Below are 18,428 nucleotides of genomic sequence, written 5' to 3'. Positions count from 1 at the left end.
AGGCATACCAGATGATGGCTCGCCGTCCGATGCTGATCGCCGCCCTGCTCGGCGTCTGGTCTCTGACCTTCGCCGGCGCGGTCCTGGCCGGCGAGACCAAGGTGGCCGTCGCCGCCAACTTCACCGAGCCGGCCAAGGCGATCGCCGCGCGCTTCAAGGCCCGGACCGGTCATGACGCCGTGCTCAGCTTCGGATCGTCGGGTCAGTTCTACACCCAGATCGCCAACGGCGCGCCGTACGAGGTCTTCCTGTCGGCTGACGTGGAGCGCCCCCAGAAGGCGGAGGTGGAGGGCTTGGCGGTTACCGGCTCGCGCTTCACCTATGCGACCGGGCGCCTCGTACTGTTCAGCCGGACGCAGGGCCTCGTTGACGGGCGGGGCGCGGTGTTGTCGCGCGGTGGGTTCGATAAGCTGGCCATCGCCGATCCTAAGGCCGCGCCCTACGGCCAGGCGGCGGTTGAAGCCCTGACCAAGCTCAAACTCTACGAAGCCCTAAGGCCAAAGATCGTCACGGGCGCCTCGATCACCCAGGCCTTTCAGTTCGTCCAGACCGGCGCTACGGAGCTTGGCTTCGTGGCGCTGTCGCAGGTCGTAGACGACAAGAGGGGCTCGCGCTGGCTCGTGCCGGCCGCGAACCACACGCCGATCGATCAGCAGGCCGTGCTGCTGAAGACGGGCGCGAACAGCGACGCCGCCAAGGCCTTCCTGGCGTTCCTCAAGAGCGCCGAGGTCAAGGCCATCATCCGGCGCTACGGTTATGAGGTGCGTTGACCGTGGGTGAGGTGCTGTGGTTGACGGCGAAGCTGGCGGGGATCACCACCGTGCTCCTGCTGTTGCTGGCCACGCCGCTGTCCTGGTGGCTGGCGCGGGGCCGTTCGCCGCTGCGGACGCCCGTCACCGCCATCGTCGCCTTGCCGATCGTCCTGCCGCCGACCGTGCTGGGCTTCTACCTGCTGATCGCGCTGGGGCCGAACAGTCCCCTGATGGCGTTGCTGCAGCCCTTCGGCGTGCGGACCCTGGCTTTCACCTTCGAAGGGTTGGTCATCGGATCGCTGATCTATTCGCTGCCCTTCGCCGTCCAGCCGCTGCGCAACGCCTTCCTGGCCATCGGCGACGAGCCGCTGGAAGCCGCCGCCAGCCTGGGCGCCTCGCGTGCGCAGACCTTCTGGCGTGTCGCCCTGCCGCTGGCGCTGCCGGGCTATGTCGCCGCCGCGATCCTGACCTTTGCCCATACGATCGGCGAGTTCGGGGTGGTGATGATGCTGGGGGGGAACATCCCGGGCGAGACCACGGTGTTGTCGACCGAAATCTATCGTCTGGTCGAGGCGCTGGAATGGGGCGAAGCGCACCGCCTGTCGCTGCTGCTGCTGGCCTTCGCCTTCCTGGTCCTGACGGTCCTTCTGGCGCTGGAGGCGCGGTCGAAGATTCTGCTCCGCACCCGGTCTTGAGACCAGCGGCCGCCGGCTCGGTCAAAACCAGCCGGCCTCGCGCAGCGCCTTGGCGTAGGCCCGGCTGACAGGCGCTTCGACGCCGCTCTTCAGCGTCAGGACGGCGCGTCCGTCACCGCGTCGGGCGTCCTCGACGGCGCCCTTGGCGACCCACCACGAGCGATGGGTCTGAGCGCCTTCGATCCCTTCCAGCTCGGCCACGGCGTCGGACAGGCGCATCAGGATCAGGTCCTGACCGCGCGAGGTGTGCAGGCGCAGATAGTGATCCTCGGCCTCCACGGCATAGAGCTCGGCGCCGCGCAGTTTACCGGGCAGGCGCTCAAGAAAACGCACGGTCGTGGCGCCTGCTGGCGCGGCGTGCGTTTCCACCGGACGCCTTTGAACCAGGAAGTTCAGGGCGGTCATGCCGGTCGTCACGATGAACACCGGGCCAAGATAGAGCGACAGGGTCTGGGGGCGCGGCGAGCCGTGGAAGGTCAGCTCGGTGACCAGCCAGACGACGGCGGTGAAAGGCAGGGTGATGCCGATCACGGTGAGCGCGCCGTAGAGCCAGGGGCGTGAGTCGGCGCGTCCCTCGCGACCGATCAAATGCGTGACCGTCGTGCCGACGACGGCGCCTGCGAGGCAGAGGCCTACCCAGTAGGCCACCCGAAGGCCCAATGGCGCCGCGTCGGTTCCGAACGCGCCGATCAGGGCCAGGAAGACGCCGGCGGCCGCTGAGGCTGCGAAGCCCCGAAGGCTGTCATGGCGCCTCATGGCCGTTCGCGAAGCGTGAATGGCGCCGGCCAGCCGTTCACGAAACGAGGCCGGCGACTGGCGCAACGACGATTGAGGCACGAACCTGACCCCTCCACCAAGGCTTCCGACGGCGCGGCGACCTAACGCCCCGCTTGAACCGGGAGTGAAGGAAGATGGCCTCGCACGGCAAGTCAATTTCGCAAGTGTCGGATCGCTGGAGCGGGCTTCGCAACGCCGCCTTGGGCGTCGGCGCGGCGATCGTGATCGTGGCGGTCACCGCGCCGCAGGCCGTCACCGACTTTGGCGCCGTTATCCAGCGTGTCGGCTTCCAGCCCCACGCTCCAGATGTCTCCAGAATTGTCGCCGCGCCGGCCGTGATCCAACTGCATCTCTTCTCGACCCTGACCGCGCTGGCCATCGGCGTCGTCCTGATGATGCGGGTGAAGGGCACGACCCTGCACAGGCTCCTGGGGTGGACCTGGGTGCTGGCGATGGGGGCGACCGCCGTCAGTTCGCTGTTCATCCGCGAGATCAACCACGGCGCCTTCAGCTTCATCCATCTGCTGTCGGGCTGGACCATCGTCGGCCTGCCGGGCGCGGTCTACGCGGTCAAGCGCGGCAAGGTCTCGGCGCACCGGAAGGCCATGACCGGCATGTTCGTCGGCGGTCTGCTTGTGGCCGGCCTCTTCGCCTTTTTTCCCGGTCGCCTGCTCTGGACCGTGTTCCTGGGCTGACCCGTCATCCAACCCCAAGAAGGACTCAACCCATGACCCTCGTTCGCACGCTCGCCCTGGCCCTGGCGACCGCTTCCGTTCTCGCTCCCGCCGCGCGCGCTCAAGAGGCGTTCGGCGACCTGACCCTGACCTTCCCCGACCTCAAGGCCAAGCAGGGCCAGATCATGATCGCCGTCTTCGACAGCCCGCAAGGCTGGGCGTCGGGCAAGCCCGTCCGTTTCGCCAACGCCTCGGCCGCAGCAGACCTCGCCACGGTCAAGATCGTGGCTCTGCCGCCGGGCTCCTACGCAGTGCGCGCGTTCCAGGATGTCGATGGCGACGGCAAGATGGCGACCAACCCTTTTGGCATGCCGACCGAGCCGTACGGCTTCTCGCGCGACGCCCAGCCGAACATGGGCCCGCCCGCGTTCGACGCCGCCGCCTTCGAGGTGAAGGCGGGCGCCAACGCCCAATTCCTGCGCCTTAACTGAGAGCCGAGCCATGAACCGACGCGACATCCTGCGCGGCGCGGCCATGACGGGCGCCGCCGCCGTCCTCACCCCTGAAACGCTCTGGGCCGCCGCCGCCAGCGACTGGACCCTGGGTCTGGCCGATGTCGAGGCGGACATCGCGCCGACCAGCTTGGCCCTGGTTCACGGCCGCGCGCCGACCGACCTGAAGGGCACGCTATTCCGGAACGGTCCGGCCAAGTTCCGCCGGCCGGGCGGTTCGGTCGGCCATTGGTTCGACGGCGACGGCATGGTCCGCAAGTTCCAGGTCGCGGACGGCGAGGCGCGCATGTCGGCCCGCTTTGTCGACACCGTCAAACGCCGCCAGGACGCCGCCGCTAACGCGGTGATCACGCCAGGCTATGGGACGGCGGCAGGGCCGGGCGCCCGGGTCGGTTCGGCCGATGACGCCAACGCGGCCAATACGTCGGTGATGATGGCGGGCGGCGAGCTCTGGGCGCTCTGGGAGGGCGGCTCGCCGACGGCGATGGACCCTGTTTCGCTGGAGACTCGGGGCTTCAAGACGATCAGCCCTGACATGAAGGGTATGCCGTTCCTGGCTCATCCGCGTGTCCAGCCCGATGGCTCGGTCTGGAACCTGGGTCTTGCGGGCAAGCGCGCGGTGGTCTGGAACCTCTCGCCCGACGGTGGGCTGCGCAAGGCCGAGGTCATCACCTTGCCGCGCGCCGGCTACATGCACGATTTCACCGCCACCGAGCGCAGCCTGATCATCATCCTCCAGCCGTGGGTGCAGGAGGGGATGCGGATGCCGATCGCGTCGACCATGGTTTGGCGACCTGAGCTCGGCGCGCAGGTCTTGGTGCTGGACAAGAACGATCTGTCCAAGCGTCGCCTGTTCGAGCTGCCGCCGTTCTTCTTCTTTCACCTCGGCGACGCCTGGGAGGAGGCCGACGGGACGATCCGCTTCGACGCCTGCATCGACAAGGACCCTTTCGGGACCGCAGCGAACGGTGGCGCGATCCTGCGCGGCGAGCGCCTTCGCGCCGCCCCGCCTCGGCGCGCGCTGATCACGCTTCGTGGCGATGGTCGGGCCGAGCTGGCGACCGATACGGTCAGCGCGGAGTTCCCGCGTTCCGATCCGCGCTTTGCCGGTCTGGCCCGACGCTATTCGGTCCACCTGACCAACGAGCGTTCTGGTCGTCCCTTGTTCCAGAGCGTCGCCGTGCGCGACTGGAAGAAGGACAAGGACCAGATCTTCGACTTCGGTGCGCGTCATCTGGTTGAGGAAATGGTCTTCGCGCCCCGGCTGGGATCGTCGGCGGAGCTCGATGGTTGGCTTGTCGGTACGACGATCAACCTCGACGCCCGCGCGACCGAGCTGCACGTGTTCGACGCCCAACATGTGGACAGGGGGCCGCTGGCGACCTGGCGCGCGCCGGTGGCGCTGCCGGTGACCTTCCATGGCGTGTTCGTCGGCGCTTGAGAGAACGGCGGTCCTTGCCAGGGCCGCTGGGTTGCGCCTATCCGAGGGCGGAGCTTCATCAAGGCGGGCCCGTCCCCATGACCGCAACCAAGTCCCGCGCCCGCGCCGGCGGACGGGGTCGTCCCTCCAAGGCCAAAGGCCTGGACCTGAAGGAAACGATCCTCGACGCGGCCGAGGGGCTGTTCGCGCGGCACGGCTTCTATGGCGTCACCACCCGTCAGGTGGCGGCCGAGGCCGGCGTCGACACCGCCCTGATCCACTACTACTTCGGCGCCAAGCGCGAATTGTTCGACGCGGTGTTCCTGCGCCGGGCCGAGATCCTCAACCAGGCCCGAGAGGCGTCGATGAACGCCTATGTGAAGGCGCATGCGGGCGCGATGACCGTCGAAGGCGTGATCGAGGCGTTCATCGATCCATTGCTGCGGATCTCCCAAGACGGCGGGCAGGGGTGGAAGAGCTATTTCGTCCTGGTGGCGCAGGTGAACAACACGCCCGCCTGGGGCGGCGAGACCATGACGCGGTTTTTCGACCCGGTGGTCCACCAACTGGTCGAGACGCTCAAGTCGGTCCGTCCCGAAGCGGCCTACCGCGACCTCTACTGGTGCTATCAGTTCTTGACGGGCTCGATGATGCTGACCCTTTCGGAGACGGGACGGATCGACTCCCTGTCGGAAGGCGAATGCCATTCCAGCGATCTTGAGTCCGTCCGCCAGCGCCTCTTCGCCTATTGCGCCGCCGGCTTCGAGGCCGTGATCGCCAAGCAGAACAAGACCCTGGCCAGCGGCTGATCCGCCACACCCGCTCCATTTTTCATCAAGTGATGAAAAAGGGCTGGCGTCCCGCGCCCGTTCGGGTGATGGTGGCTGCAATTCGCTGTTCGATGAATTGGCGAACCCTGCGCTCGCGTCCGCGAAAGACGGATCCGGCCGGGGAAGGGCGGAACACAAGGGAGGGGAAACCCATGACTTCGATGTGGAAGGCCGCGCTGCTGGCTGGCGCTGCGTGGAGCACGATCGCCGGCGCCGCGTCGGCTCAGCAGGCCCCGGCCGCTGACAATTCGGTTTCGGTCGACGAGGTGACGGTCACCGCGCGTCGCCGTGAGGAAAATCTCAAGGACGTGCCCGTCGCCGTCTCGGCCTTCTCGGCCGAGAAGCTGGAGCGTTCGGGCGGCACGGACATCACCGTGCTCTCGCAGACCACCCCGAACATCACGGTGCAGACCGCCCGCGGTTCGAACTCGACCCTGATCAGCTATATCCGCGGCGTGGGCCAGCAGGACCCGCTGTGGGGCTTCGAGCCCGGCGTTGGTCTCTATGTCGACGACGTCTACATCTATCGTCCGCAGGGCGCGGTGCTCGACATCTTTGACATCGAGCGCATCGAAGTGCTGCGTGGCCCGCAGGGCACCCTGTACGGCCGCAATACCATCGGCGGCGCGATCAAGTACGTGACCAAGCGCCTGGGCGACGACGCCGGCGCGAAGATCAAAGGCACCTACGGCAGCTACAACCAGACCGACGTCTTGGTCTCGGGCCAGACGCCGATCGGCGGCGGCCTGTCGGTCGGTGGCTCGTACGCCCTCTACAAGCGCGATGGCTATGGCACGAACATCACCACCGGAGCCGAGCACTACAACAAGGACGTCGAGGCCTATCGCCTCAGCGCCGAGTATCAGCCGACCGAGGATCTGTTCTTCCGTCTGGCTTATGACAAGGTCGTCGACGACTCCAACCCCCGCCACGGCCACCGCGAACTGCCGGCCCTGGTCGGCGGCTATCAGGTGCTCGACATCTACGACACCCAGTCGGGCCTGGGCGACAAGAACCACGTGATGACCAAGGGTGTGTCGCTGACCGCTCAATGGAACGCTACCGACAAGGTTACGCTCAAGTCGATCACCGCCAGCCGTCGCGGCCACACCGACACCGTCATCGACTTCGACGGCACGCCGCTGCCGACGCTGGACGTGCCGGCCACCTATGACGACCGTTCGTTCTCCCAGGAACTGCAGGCCGTCTATTCGGACGAGAACGTCCAGGGCGTGTTCGGCCTCTACTACATGAACAGCCAGGCCTCGGGCGAGTTCGACACCATCGCCGGCAACCTCGGCGTGGCCATCGCCAACGGCGGCAAGGTCAACACCCAGAGCTTCGCGGCGTTCTTCGACTTCAGCGCCAACCTGACGGACAAGTTCAAGGTCTCGCTGGGCGCCCGTGCGACCCGCGACGCCAAGCGCGCCAACGTCTACCGCTTCTTCTATCTCGGTGCGACGCGCACGCCGTACCAGGGCGGCACGCCCCGTCCGATCCTGCAGACGCGCACCAACTACAACGCCGAGAAGACCTTCGAGCAGTTCACGCCGCGGATCTCGGCTTCGTACGACCTGAGCGACGATCTGACGAGCTACGTCTCGTTCTCGAAGGGCTACAAGTCGGGCGGTTGGGACATGCGCGGCGACGCGTTCATCACCCCGCAGACGGTCAACGGCTACCGGCCTGAAGTCGTGAAGACCTACGAAGCCGGTCTGAAGGGCTATATGTTCGATCGCCGGGTCTCGTTCTCGTCGGCCGCCTTCCTGTCGAAGTACACCGACCAGCAGGTCACCACCCAGGTCGTGGTGCCCTCGGGCATCGCCAGCTCGGTCGACAACGCCGGCGCCTCGACCCTGTACGGCGTCGAGTTCGAAGCCAACGCCAAGCTGAGCGCGAGCCTGAGCGCCAATGTCGCCCTGGGCTACATCCACGCCAAGTACGACACCTTCAGCCGTTTCGTGCCGGCCGGGGCGCCGAACCCGCTGAACCCGTCGACGACCCTGGCCACCGGCCAGGTCATCAACGTGGCCGACCTGTACGGCTTCCAGAACACCCCGGAATGGACGGGCAATGTCAGCCTGACCTGGCGTGGTCAGCTGGCGGGCGGCGATCTGGCGATCACCCCGATGGTCAGCTACCGCGACGCCTACCAGCAGTTCGAGCAGCCTCTGCCGCTGCTGGATCAGAAGGCCTTCACCCTGGTGGACATGACGGCGCAGTGGACCGCACCGGGCGGCCGCTACAAGCTGGCCCTGACCGGCAAGAACCTGACCAACGAGAAGTACCGTACCGGCGGCTACAATTTCGGGGTCGCGACCTACAACAACTCGGTGATCGGCTTCTATGGTCCGCCGCGCACCGTGGCCGCTTCGATCGAGGTGGCGTTCTAATCTAGGCGACAGCTGCTCGGGCGGGACTTGCTGCAACAGGTCCCGCCCTTTTTGTATCTGGACGGGCGTTGAGGAGGGCGAGCATGACCGAGGATGTGAACAAGGCTCCGGCGGACGGGCGGGGCGCCGGCTACCGCTACGTGGTGCTGGCGATGCTGATCCTGGCCTACACCTTCAATTTCCTGGATCGCCAAATCCTCGGCATCCTCGCCGGCTCGATCAAGGCCGATCTCCACCTGACCGACACGCAGCTGGGCCTGATGGGCGGGGTGGCGTTCGCCGCGCTCTACACCACGCTGGGCGTCCCGCTGGCTTGGCTGGCCGACCGGGTCAGCCGGACCTGGATCATGACCGTGGCTCTCACCGTCTGGAGCGGCTTCACCGTCGCCTGCGGCCTGGCCGGAGGCTTCTGGAGTCTGTTCCTGTCGCGGATGGGCGTCGGCGTCGGGGAGGCGGGCGGCGTGGCGCCGGCCTATTCGTTGATCGCTGACTACTTCCCCAAGGAGCAGCGCGCTCGGGCGCTGGCGGTCTATTCCTTCGGCATCCCGCTGGGCACGGCCTTGGGCGTGCTGTTCGGCGGCCTGATCGCCGCCTATGTCGACTGGCGCTTTGCGTTCATCGCTGTGGGCTTGGCTGGGGTTGTGCTGGCCCCGATCTTCAAGTGGGTGGTCAAGGATCCGGTGCGCGGCGGCCTCGACCGCGCGCCCGGCGAGGTCGCGCCCGCCGAGCCGCCCAAGGCGCCGGCGTTCGGTCAGGTTCTGGCCACCATCATGCCCAAGCCCAGCTTCTGGCTGCTGTCGTTCGGCGCGGCCTGCTCCTCGATCTGCGGCTATGGGGTGGCGTTCTGGCTGCCGACCTTCTTCCAGCGCAGCTTTGGCCTGTCCCTGACCGATCGAGCCCTCTACTACAGCGCCCTTTCGTTGATCGGTGGTGTCGCGGGCATCTGGTTGGGCGGGGTGCTGGCCGATCGCTTCGGGGCCAAGAACAAGGCCGCCTACGCCCTGGCGCCGGCCATCTGCTTCCTGGTGGCCCTGCCGTGCTTCTTGCTGGCGATGAACGTCCAGTCGATGGTCCTGGCCTTCCTGCTGTTCCTGATCCCGACAGGCCTGAACCTGGCGTGGCTGGGGCCCGTAGTCGCCGCCGTGCAGCATCTGGCCCCGCCCGCGATGCGGACCACCACATCGGCCCTGTTCCTGCTGATCAACAACCTGCTGGGCCTGGCGGTGGGCCTGTGGTTCTTCGGCTATGTGTCGGACCTGCTCACGCCTCGCTACGGCGCGGAATCGATGCGCCACGCGCTCTACTACGGCCTTGGCTTCTACGTCGTCGCGGCGGTGCTGCTGATCCTCGCTTCCCGGCGGTTGAGCAGGGACTGGGCGGAGTAGGGGCGGGCGGCGACAGGCCCGGCCGAGGCCGTGGAAAGGCCACGCTTCGGTCAAGATCGGGGATCATGAGCCGCTCGAACCTCGAGCGCCGCCATGACCCCAGACGACCGTCCTGTCTTTCACGATCCCACGGGGCGACGTGAGCGGAGGGTCAAGCTGGCCCTCGGCGTTGTGGCCTCCGTCGTTGCGGCCATCGTGGCGGGGTTCGTCGCGACCCTGGCCTTCGCGCCCCGTCTGCCTGACGCACCGCTGAAGGACCCGCATGTTCTGACGTCGCTGCACCAGGATACGCCGCGACGCACCCGGGCGGTCAGGTCGTGGCGGCGGGTCCCCCGGCCCAGGACGACCCCCAACGGCGCGGCGACCAGAGCTCTGTCGGTCGGCTTCTACGTCAATTGGGACGAGGACAGCCGGGAGTCGCTGCGCCGCAACGTCGACAAGCTGGACGTGGTGTCGCCGCAGTGGGTGGCGATCAACGGCGCGCAGGGTGACATCAGCGTCGTCGACGACCCAGAAGGCGCAGGGCGCATCGCCAATGCGCCGAACAAGCCCGCTGTTCTGCCCCTGGTGCACAACTCGGCCGATGCGGCGTTCAACGGGCCCGCAGCTGACGCGCTGCTGACCAATCCGGCCGCGCGCGCGAAGCTGATCGCCACGCTGAAGGACCTTGCCGCGCAGCGCGGCTTTGGCGGCTACATCTTTGACTTTGAGGCGCTGTCGGCGAAGGGGTTGGCGGCCTATCCGGGGTTTCTGGCCGAGGCTCGGCGGGCCTTCGCCGAGAGCGGCCGGGAAGTCTGGGTCACCGCGCCGTTCGACGAGCAGGGCTGGCCGCTCAAGCGTCTGGAGCAGGCTTCCGACACTCTGGTGCTGATGGCCTATGACGAACACTATGCGCTGGGGGATCCCGGGCCGAACGCCGGCCAGGACTGGTATGAGCGCGAGCTGGACAAGCGGTTCGCCGAGCTCGACCCCGCCCATACCGTGCTGGCCCTGGGGACCTATGGCTATGATTGGACTCTGAACAAGGACGGCTCGCGGTCTTCCGGCGCGCCCACGACCTTTCATGAAGCCATGCGCAACGCTCAGGACTCCGGCGCGGCCATCCGGATGGACGACGATGCGCTCAATCCGACCTACCGCTATGTCGACGACAACGGGGACGACCACGTCGTCTGGTTCCTGGATGCGGTGACCCTGTTCAACCAGGTGAAGGTGACGGACGCCTGGAAGCCGCGGGGCTATGCGCTTTGGCGCATGGGCGCCGAGGACCCCGGCGCCTGGTCGCTGATGGGCAAGCCTTATGGCCAGGCCTCGACGGCGGCCCTGACCACCTTGGCCAACGGACAGGGCGTCGATTTCGACGGCGGCGGGGAAGTGCTGCGCGTGGCCGCCCTGCCGACGCCCGGCAAGCGATCCCTGGCCTTCGATTCGGACACGGGTCTGGTTTCGGGCGAAAGCTACGATGTCATTCCGTCCAGCTACGTGATCGAACGCTACGGCCAGAAGAAGGGTCTAGTCGCGCTGACCTTCGATGACGGTCCCGATCCGCGCTGGACCACCAAGATCCTCGACATCCTGAAGGCCAAGCAGGCGCCGGCGACCTTCTTCGTCATCGGCCAGAACATGCAGAAGCACCCCGAGCTTGTTCGGCGCGAGGTCGACGAGGGCCATGATGTCGGCGGGCACAGCTGGACACACCCGAACATCGCTGAAACGCCGCTGCCGCAGGTGACGGTGGAGCTCAACGCCACCCAGCGCCTGTTCGAGGTTCTGACGGGGCGGTCGATGCGCCTGTTCCGGCCGCCGTTCTTCGGCGACGCCGAACCCTCGACCCCGCACGAGGTCGCGCCCCTCGTGATCGCCCAGACCCTTGGCTACACGACCGTCGGTCTGCGCATCGATCCAGACGACTGGCAGAAACCCACGCCCCAGCAGATCATCGATCGCACGCTGGATCGCCTGGACCATCCGGGCGACCGGCCGGGACAAGTGGTGCTGCTGCACGACGCGGGCGGCGACCGCAGCCGCACAGTGGCCGCCTTGCCGGGTCTGATCGACGCCATTCGCGCGCGGGGCTACCGCCTGGTCACGGTTGGCGAACTGGCTGGCATGACCCCCCAGCAGGCGATGCCTCCGACCTCACGCGCGGGGCTGGACCTGGCCGTCGACCGCCTGGGCTTCGACTTCTTCCGGTGGACCCAGGCGCTGATGACCTTCCTGTTCGTGGCGGCTATCTTTCTGGGCGTGGCCCGGCTGGTCTTCCTGGCGAGCCTGGCCCTGGTGCACCGGTTCTGGACGCACGACGAACCCGCCGATCTGGATAGCGGCGACGGTCCGCTGGTCTCGGTGCTGATCCCCTGCTTCAACGAGGAGAAGGTGATCGCCGCCTCGGTTGCGCGCATTCTGCAGAGCGACTGGAAGAATCTCGAGGTTCTGGTGCTGGACGACGGGTCCAAGGACCGCACGGCCCAGCAGGTTCTCGACCACTTCGCTGATGATCCTCGTGTGACGCTGCTCAGCTTCGAGAACGGCGGCAAGGCGCGGGCGGTCAACCGCGGGCTGGCCGTGGCCAAGGGCGAGTATGTCGTGGCCCTGGACGCCGATACGCTCTTTCCCCCCGAGACCATCGGGCGGCTGGCGCGCTGGTTCCAGGACGAGGACATCGGAGCGGTCGCGGGCAACGCCATCGTCGGCAACCGCGTCAACATCGTCACGCGCTGGCAGGCGCTGGAATATGTCACGGCCCAGAACCTGGAGCGACGGGCGCTCGCGGCGCTCGGCGCCGTCACCGTGGTGCCCGGTGCGGTGGGCGCTTGGCGCAAGCGCGTTCTGGACGATCTTGGCGGCTATCCGGCCGACACCCTGGCTGAGGATCAGGACCTGACCATCGCCTGTCAGCGGGCGGGCTGGAAGGTCGCCTTCGACCCCGAGGCCCGCGCCTACACCGAAGCGCCCGACACCGTGGGCGGCCTGCTCAAGCAGCGTTTCCGCTGGTCGTTCGGCACGCTGCAATGCGTTTGGAAGCATCGCGGCGCGATGTTCAGCCGCAAGACGCCGGTTCTCGGCTTCATCGCGCTGCCGCAGATCTGGCTTTTCCAGATTCTGCTGGCGGTGGCGGCGCCGCTGGTCGACCTGGCGGTAGTGTGGAGCCTGGTCAGTGGTCTCTACGGCGCGATCGCGCACCCTGTGGAGTGGCGCCCGGACGACATGGTTCTGGGCCTGGCCTACTGGGCGGTGTTCATCGCGGTCGACCTGTCAGCGGGCGCCCTGGGCATGGCGCTGGAGCGGCGGGCGCCCTGGCGAGACCTGCCGTTCCTGCCCGTTCAGCGGTTCGGCTATCGTCAGTTGATGTACTACGTCGTGGTGAAGTCCGTTGTGACCGCGATCCAGGGCGGCCGCGTCGGCTGGGGCAAGCTGGAGCGCCGGGCGACGGTCACCGTAGCGGCAAGGCGGTGATCCAGCACCTGAGAGGACCGGCGTCCGCGACATGACAACGTTGCCATCCCAAGGCGCCCGGCGGATCGAGTCCTGAGCAACGCCGCGATCCCGGCTTGGGATGGAATTGGGAGCGGTAACAATGCCGCCTCGTCAAGGGCTTCCTTGCCACGCTCGCCCAAACGGGCGGCGACGGTAGCCTATCGGACAAGATAACCGCGCAAGCCTTCACCTTATCGTCCGCGCGCGGTTGCGCCTGCGAAATAGCGCTCCTATAACCCGGCCACATTTCAGAAAGCCGTCGTCGAGACCGGGCCCTCATGAACATCCACGAACATCAAGCCAAAGCCGTACTCGCCGAGTTCGGCGCCCCCGTGCCGCGCGGTTTCGCCGCGTTCACGCCCGATGAAGCCGCCGCCGCCGCCGAGAAGCTGGGCGGGCCGGTCTTCGTCGTGAAGAGCCAGATCCACGCCGGTGGCCGTGGCAAGGGCAAGTTCGAGGGCCTGGGCCCCGACGCCAAGGGCGGCGTTCGCGTCGTCAAGTCGGTCGACGAAGTTCGTTCGAACGCCGAGGAAATGCTGGGCCGCGTCCTTGTGACGCACCAGACCGGCCCCAAGGGCAAGCAGGTCAACCGCCTCTACATCGAAGAAGGCGCGGCGATCGCCAAGGAATTCTACCTGTCGCTGCTGGTTGACCGCGCCTCGAGCAAGGTCTCGGTCGTCGCCTCGACCGAAGGCGGCATGGACATCGAGGACGTCGCTCACTCGACGCCTGAGAAGATCCACACCTTCACCATCGACCCGGCGACGGGCGTGTGGCCGACCCACCAGCGCGCGCTGGCCAAGGCCCTGGGCCTGACCGGGGGCCTCGCCAAGGAAGCCGCCTCGCTGCTGAACCAGCTCTATACGGCGTTCATGGCCAAGGACATGGCCATGCTGGAGATCAACCCGCTGATCGTGACGGCGGATGATCACCTGCGCGTCCTCGACGCCAAGCTGTCGTTCGACGGCAACAGCCTGTTCCGTCACCCGGACATCAAGGCCCTGCGCGACGAGACCGAAGAAGACCCCAAGGAAATCGAAGCCTCGAAGTATGACCTGGCCTATATCGCCCTCGACGGCGAAATCGGCTGCATGGTCAACGGCGCCGGTCTGGCCATGGCCACCATGGACATCATCAAGCTGTACGGCGCCGAGCCGGCCAACTTCCTCGATGTCGGCGGCGGCGCGTCGAAGGAGAAGGTCACCGCGGCCTTCAAGATCATCACCGCCGATCCGGCCGTGAAGGGCATCCTGGTCAACATCTTCGGCGGCATCATGCGCTGCGACATCATCGCGGAAGGCGTCATCGCCGCCGTGAAGGAAGTCGGCCTGCAGGTTCCGCTGGTCGTCCGCCTGGAAGGCACCAACGTCGAACTCGGCAAGAAAATCATCTCGGAAAGCGGCCTGAACGTCATCGCCGCCAACGATCTGTCTGACGGCGCCGAGAAGATCGTCGCCGCTGTGAAGGGCGCCCGCTAAATGTCGGTTCTGATCGGTTCCCACACCAAGGTCATCTGCCAGGGCATCACCGGCGCTCAAGGCACGTTCCACACCGAGCAGGCCATCGCGTACGGCACGCAGATGGTCGGCGGCGTCACCCCGGGCAAGGGCGGTCAAACCCACATCGGCCTGCCGGTGTTCGACACCGTCGCCGAAGCCAAGGACCGCACCGGCGCCGACGCCTCGGTGATCTATGTCCCGCCGCCCTTCGCGGCCGACTCGATCCTCGAAGCCATCGAGGCTGAGATCCCGCTGATCGTCTGCATCACCGAGGGCATCCCGGTGCTGGACATGGTCAAGGTCAAGAAGGCCCTGCAAGGCTCCAAGTCGCGCCTGATCGGACCCAACTGCCCGGGCGTCCTGACGCCCAAGCAGTGCAAGATCGGCATCATGCCGGGCTCGATCTTCTCGGAAGGCTCGGTCGGCGTGGTTTCGCGTTCGGGCACCCTGACCTACGAAGCGGTGTTCCAGACCACCAATGCGGGCCTGGGCCAGACGACCGCTGTCGGCATCGGCGGTGACCCGGTCAAGGGCACCGAGTTCATCGACGTCCTGGAAATGTTCCTGGCCGACGAAGCCACCAAGTCGATCGTCATGATCGGTGAAATCGGCGGCTCGGCCGAAGAAGAAGCGGCCCAGTTCCTGAAGGACGAAGCCAAGCGCGGCCGCAAGAAGCCGATGGTCGGCTTCATCGCCGGTCGTACAGCCCCTCCCGGCCGTCACATGGGCCACGCCGGCGCCATCGTGTCGGGCGGCAAGGGCGGCGCCGAGGACAAGATCGCGGCGATGGAAGAGGCCGGTATCCGCGTCTCGCCGTCGCCGGCCAAGCTGGGCGAAACCCTGCTGGAAGTCCTGAAGGGCTAAACTAGACACCGAAACCCCGCTGCGCGCGGGGCCCAGGTTTTTTGCGACCGCCAGTCGACGATCCGAAAAAATCACCTGGGCCCCGCGAAGCGACGGGCGCCCGGGTGATTGAGAGACTATATTTACGGGCTGTGCGGTAGCGGTCCCGTAATGCAGCGGATCTAAGGCGAAGAACGATGGCGGACGACGCAGGCATCATCAACCAGGTCTTGACCGAGACCAGCTTCCTCTACGGCGCCAATGCGGCGTTCGTTGAGGACCTCTACGCCCAGTGGGCGGAGAACCCCGGATCGGTCGAGCCCTCGTGGAACGCCTTCTTCGCTAGCCTGCAGGAGCAGGCCGATCAGGTTAAGCGCGCCGCGCAGGACCCGGCCTGGACCCCCAAGAAGGTCCCGACCGTCCGTCCCGACTGGCTGTCGGCCCTGGACGGCCAGTGGGCCACCGTGGCCCCCGCCATCGAAGCCAAGGTGTCCAAGGCTATTGAGGCCAAGGCTCCCGGCGCCAACGCCGAGGCCGTCCGCGCCGCCACGCTGGACAGCCTGCGCGCCATCATGATGATCCGCGCCTACCGCGTGCGCGGGCACCTGGCCGCCAATCTCGATCCGCTGGGCCTGGATCCGCCGAAGGACGCCACCGAGCTGGATCCGGCCTCGTACGGTTTCTCGGAAGCCGACTACGACCGTCCGATCTTCCTCGACTACGTGCTGGGCCTGGAGACCGCCACGGTCCGCGAAATCCTGTCGATCGTCCGCCGCACCTACTGCGGCAATGTCGGCGTCCAGTACATGCATATCTCCGACCCGGCCGAGAAGGCCTGGCTGCAGGAGCGTATCGAGGGTCGCGACAAGGAAATCACCTTCTCCAAGGAGGGCAAGGTCGCCATCCTGAAAAAGCTGATCGAGGCCGAAGGCTTCGAGCGCTTCCTGCACAAGCGTTTCCCCGGAACCAAGCGCTTCGGCCTGGACGGCGGCGAGGCCATGGTTCCGGCCCTGGAGCAGATCATCAAGCGCGGCGGCGCCCTGGGCGTGAAGGACATCGTCCTCGGCATGCCGCACCGCGGCCGCCTGAACGTGCTGGCCGCCGTGATGGGCAAGCCCTACCACGTGATCTTCCACGAGTTCCAAGGCGGCTCGTCGGTGCCCTCGGACGTCGAGGGCTCGGGCGACGTGAAGTATCACATGGGCGCCTCGTCGGACCGTGAGTTCGACGACAACAAGGTCCACCTGTCGCTGACGGCCAACCCCTCGCACCTGGAAATCGTCAACCCGGTCGTGATCGGCAAGGCCCGCGCCAAGCAGGCCTTCACCCTGCGCGAGCAGCCGGACGCCGGTCGCGGCCACGTGCTGCCGCTGCTGCTGCACGGCGACGCCGCCTTCGCCGGCCAGGGCGTCGTGGCAGAGTGCTTCACCCTGTCGGGCCTGAAGGGTTACCGCACGGGCGGCACCATCCACTTCATCGTCAACAACCAGATCGGTTTCACCACCAGCCCGCGCTATTCGCGCAGCTCGCCGTACCCCAGCGACATGGCGCTGATGGTCGAGGCGCCGATCTTCCACGTGAACGGCGACGATCCCGAAGCCGTCGTCTTCGCCGCCAAGGTCGCGACCGAGTACCGCCAGAAGTTCGGCAAGGACGTGGTCATCGACATGGTCTGCTACCGTCGCTTCGGCCACAACGAAGGCGACGATCCGACCATGACGTCGCCGCTGATGTACGCGAAGATCAAGGGCCACCCCTCGACGCGCGAACTCTATTCCAACCGCCTAATCGCCGAAGGCGTGATCACCCAGGCCGATAGCGACGGCTGGGTCTCGGAGTTCGAGACCTTCCTCGACAAGGAATTCGACGCGGGCAAGGCCTACAAGCCCAACAAGGCCGACTGGCTGGACGGCAAGTGGGCCGGCCTGACCCTGCCGGGCGACGAGGACCGTCGCGGCAAGACCGCCTTCCCGGAAACGCGCCTGCGTGAGCTGGGCCGTCAGATCACCACGATCCCGGAGCGGATCGACGCCCACAAGACCGTTCGCCGCGCCATCGAGAACCGTCGCGACGCGTTCGAGAAGGGCGAGGGCATCGACTGGGGCGCGGCCGAGCACCTGGCCTTCGCCACCCTGCTCGACGAGGGCATTCCGGTCCGCCTGTCGGGCCAGGACTCGGTGCGCGGCACCTTCACCCAGCGCCATTCGGACATCATCGATCAGAAGACCGAAGAGCACTACACGCCGCTGAACAACATCCGTCCGGGTCAGGCGCACTACGAGGTGATCGACTCGGCCCTGTCGGAAGAGGCGGTGCTGGGCTTCGAATACGGCTTCTCGCTGGCCGATCCGAACACCCTGACCCTTTGGGAAGGCCAGTTCGGCGACTTCGTGAACGGCGCCCAGGTCGTCATCGACCAGTTCATCAGCTCGGGCGAGCGCAAGTGGCTGCGGATGAGCGGTCTCGTGATGTTGCTGCCGCACGGCTATGAGGGCCAGGGCCCCGAGCACAGCTCGGCGCGCCTCGAGCGCTTCCTGCAGTCGTGCGCGGAAGACAACATGCAGGTCGTCAACTGCACGACGCCGGCCAACTACTTCCACGCCCTGCGTCGCCAGATGCACCGCGAATTCCGCAAGCCGCTGATCGTGATGGCGCCCAAGAGCCTGCTGCGCCACAAGCGCGCCGTCTCGAACCTGTCGGACTTCACAGAGGGCTCGACCTTCCACCGCGTGATGGTGGACGGCGCCGAGGCGGGCTGCGATGTCGGCGGGATCACGCTGAAGAGCGACGATCAGATCAAGCGCGTCATCGTTTGCTCGGGCAAGGTCTACTTCGACCTCGTCGACCAGCGCGCCAAGCTGGGTCGTGACGACGTCTATCTGCTGCGTCTGGAGCAGTTCTATCCGTGGCCGATGAAGTCGCTGATGAATGTGCTGGGCCGCTTCAAGAACGCCGACCTGATCTGGTGTCAGGAAGAGCCCAAGAACATGGGTGGCTGGACGTTCGTCGATCCGTGGCTGGAGCTGACGCTGGACAAGCTGGACATCAAGGCCAAGCGCGCCAAGTACGTGGGCCGCCCGGCCTCGGCTTCGACGGCCGCCGGCCTGATGAGCCGCCACCTGAAAGAGCTCGAAACCTTCCTCAACGAGGCCTTCGCGTAAGCGAGGGCTG

At 66.7% G+C, this 18,428-nt stretch carries 13 protein-coding genes; 12 read left to right on the top strand and 1 reads right to left on the bottom strand.

From position 1 onward, the window contains the following. The first annotated feature begins 11 nt into the window (after nt 1–11). Entirely contained in the window at nt 12–770 is a 759-nt protein-coding gene (gene modA / locus CSW63_RS20945) for a molybdate ABC transporter substrate-binding protein (RefSeq protein ID WP_062094667.1), read from the top strand. Between the two features lie 2 nt (nt 771–772). Further along, entirely contained in the window at nt 773–1,447 is a 675-nt protein-coding gene (gene modB, locus CSW63_RS20940) for a molybdate ABC transporter permease subunit (RefSeq protein WP_062094665.1), read from the top strand. A 21-nt stretch (nt 1,448–1,468) separates the two neighbouring features. Here modB and CSW63_RS20935 read toward each other — a convergent pair whose 3' ends face one another. Then, nucleotides 1,469–2,380, bottom strand: coding sequence for a LytTR family DNA-binding domain-containing protein (locus tag CSW63_RS20935; protein ID WP_062094663.1), 912 nt, complete (start codon nt 2,378–2,380; stop codon nt 1,469–1,471). On the opposite strand from CSW63_RS20935, the gene CSW63_RS20930 reads away from it, so the two are divergent. From CSW63_RS20930 to CSW63_RS20885, 10 genes are all read left to right on the top strand, one after another. Further along, on the top strand, nt 2,359–2,919 hold the full coding sequence (locus CSW63_RS20930; protein WP_062094662.1) for a DUF2306 domain-containing protein: 561 nt from the start codon (nt 2,359–2,361) through the stop codon (nt 2,917–2,919). The genes CSW63_RS20935 and CSW63_RS20930 overlap by 22 nt on opposite strands. Before the next feature lie 32 nt (nt 2,920–2,951). Continuing rightward, entirely contained in the window at nt 2,952–3,389 is a 438-nt protein-coding gene (locus CSW63_RS20925; protein WP_062094659.1) for a DUF2141 domain-containing protein, read from the top strand. Nucleotides 3,390–3,399: 10 nt separating this feature from the next. Beyond that, entirely contained in the window at nt 3,400–4,851 is a 1,452-nt protein-coding gene (locus tag CSW63_RS20920; RefSeq protein WP_062094657.1) for a carotenoid oxygenase family protein, read from the top strand. 77 nt (nt 4,852–4,928) lie between these two features. Further along, nucleotides 4,929–5,639, top strand: coding sequence for a TetR/AcrR family transcriptional regulator (locus tag CSW63_RS20915; protein WP_168193708.1), 711 nt, complete (start codon nt 4,929–4,931; stop codon nt 5,637–5,639). Nucleotides 5,640–5,812: 173 nt separating this feature from the next. Continuing rightward, entirely contained in the window at nt 5,813–8,053 is a 2,241-nt protein-coding gene (locus CSW63_RS20910) for a TonB-dependent receptor (RefSeq protein ID WP_168193707.1), read from the top strand. Between the two features lie 68 nt (nt 8,054–8,121). Further along, the gene (locus tag CSW63_RS20905) at nt 8,122–9,438 is read left to right on the top strand and encodes an MFS transporter (protein ID WP_062094653.1); all 1,317 of its coding nucleotides are present in this window, start codon (nt 8,122–8,124) and stop codon (nt 9,436–9,438) included. 93 nt (nt 9,439–9,531) lie between these two features. Continuing rightward, nucleotides 9,532–12,894: a glycosyltransferase gene (locus CSW63_RS20900; RefSeq protein ID WP_062094650.1), complete on the top strand. Its 3,363-nt coding sequence runs from the start codon at nt 9,532–9,534 to the stop codon at nt 12,892–12,894. 299 nt (nt 12,895–13,193) lie between these two features. Next, nucleotides 13,194–14,393, top strand: a complete 1,200-nt coding sequence (gene sucC / locus CSW63_RS20895) for an ADP-forming succinate--CoA ligase subunit beta (RefSeq protein ID WP_062094649.1) — start codon at nt 13,194–13,196, stop codon at nt 14,391–14,393. After that, nucleotides 14,394–15,278 (top strand): succinate--CoA ligase subunit alpha, encoded by an 885-nt coding sequence (sucD, locus tag CSW63_RS20890; RefSeq protein WP_062094647.1) that lies wholly within the window; start codon nt 14,394–14,396, stop codon nt 15,276–15,278. It begins immediately after the preceding gene. A 176-nt stretch (nt 15,279–15,454) separates the two neighbouring features. Further along, nucleotides 15,455–18,418, top strand: coding sequence for a 2-oxoglutarate dehydrogenase E1 component (locus tag CSW63_RS20885; protein ID WP_062094645.1), 2,964 nt, complete (start codon nt 15,455–15,457; stop codon nt 18,416–18,418). The last annotated feature ends 10 nt before the right edge of the window (nt 18,419–18,428 follow it).

The organism is Caulobacter sp. FWC26 (assembly GCF_002742645.2).
Classification (GTDB): domain Bacteria; phylum Pseudomonadota; class Alphaproteobacteria; order Caulobacterales; family Caulobacteraceae; genus Caulobacter.
This window is presented reverse-complemented; position numbering and strand designations above follow the sequence as displayed.

Coding starts and splice junctions, on each gene's coding strand:
- modA (WP_062094667.1), top strand. CDS start 12: ATGATGGCTCGCCGTCCGATGCTGATCGCCGCCCTGCTCGGCGTCTGG.
- CSW63_RS20930 (WP_062094662.1), top strand. CDS start 2,359: ATGGCCTCGCACGGCAAGTCAATTTCGCAAGTGTCGGATCGCTGGAGC.
- CSW63_RS20925 (WP_062094659.1), top strand. CDS start 2,952: ATGACCCTCGTTCGCACGCTCGCCCTGGCCCTGGCGACCGCTTCCGTT.
- CSW63_RS20920 (WP_062094657.1), top strand. CDS start 3,400: ATGAACCGACGCGACATCCTGCGCGGCGCGGCCATGACGGGCGCCGCC.
- CSW63_RS20915 (WP_168193708.1), top strand. CDS start 4,929: ATGACCGCAACCAAGTCCCGCGCCCGCGCCGGCGGACGGGGTCGTCCC.
- CSW63_RS20910 (WP_168193707.1), top strand. CDS start 5,813: ATGACTTCGATGTGGAAGGCCGCGCTGCTGGCTGGCGCTGCGTGGAGC.
- CSW63_RS20900 (WP_062094650.1), top strand. CDS start 9,532: ATGACCCCAGACGACCGTCCTGTCTTTCACGATCCCACGGGGCGACGT.
- sucC (WP_062094649.1), top strand. CDS start 13,194: ATGAACATCCACGAACATCAAGCCAAAGCCGTACTCGCCGAGTTCGGC.
- sucD (WP_062094647.1), top strand. CDS start 14,394: ATGTCGGTTCTGATCGGTTCCCACACCAAGGTCATCTGCCAGGGCATC.
- CSW63_RS20885 (WP_062094645.1), top strand. CDS start 15,455: ATGGCGGACGACGCAGGCATCATCAACCAGGTCTTGACCGAGACCAGC.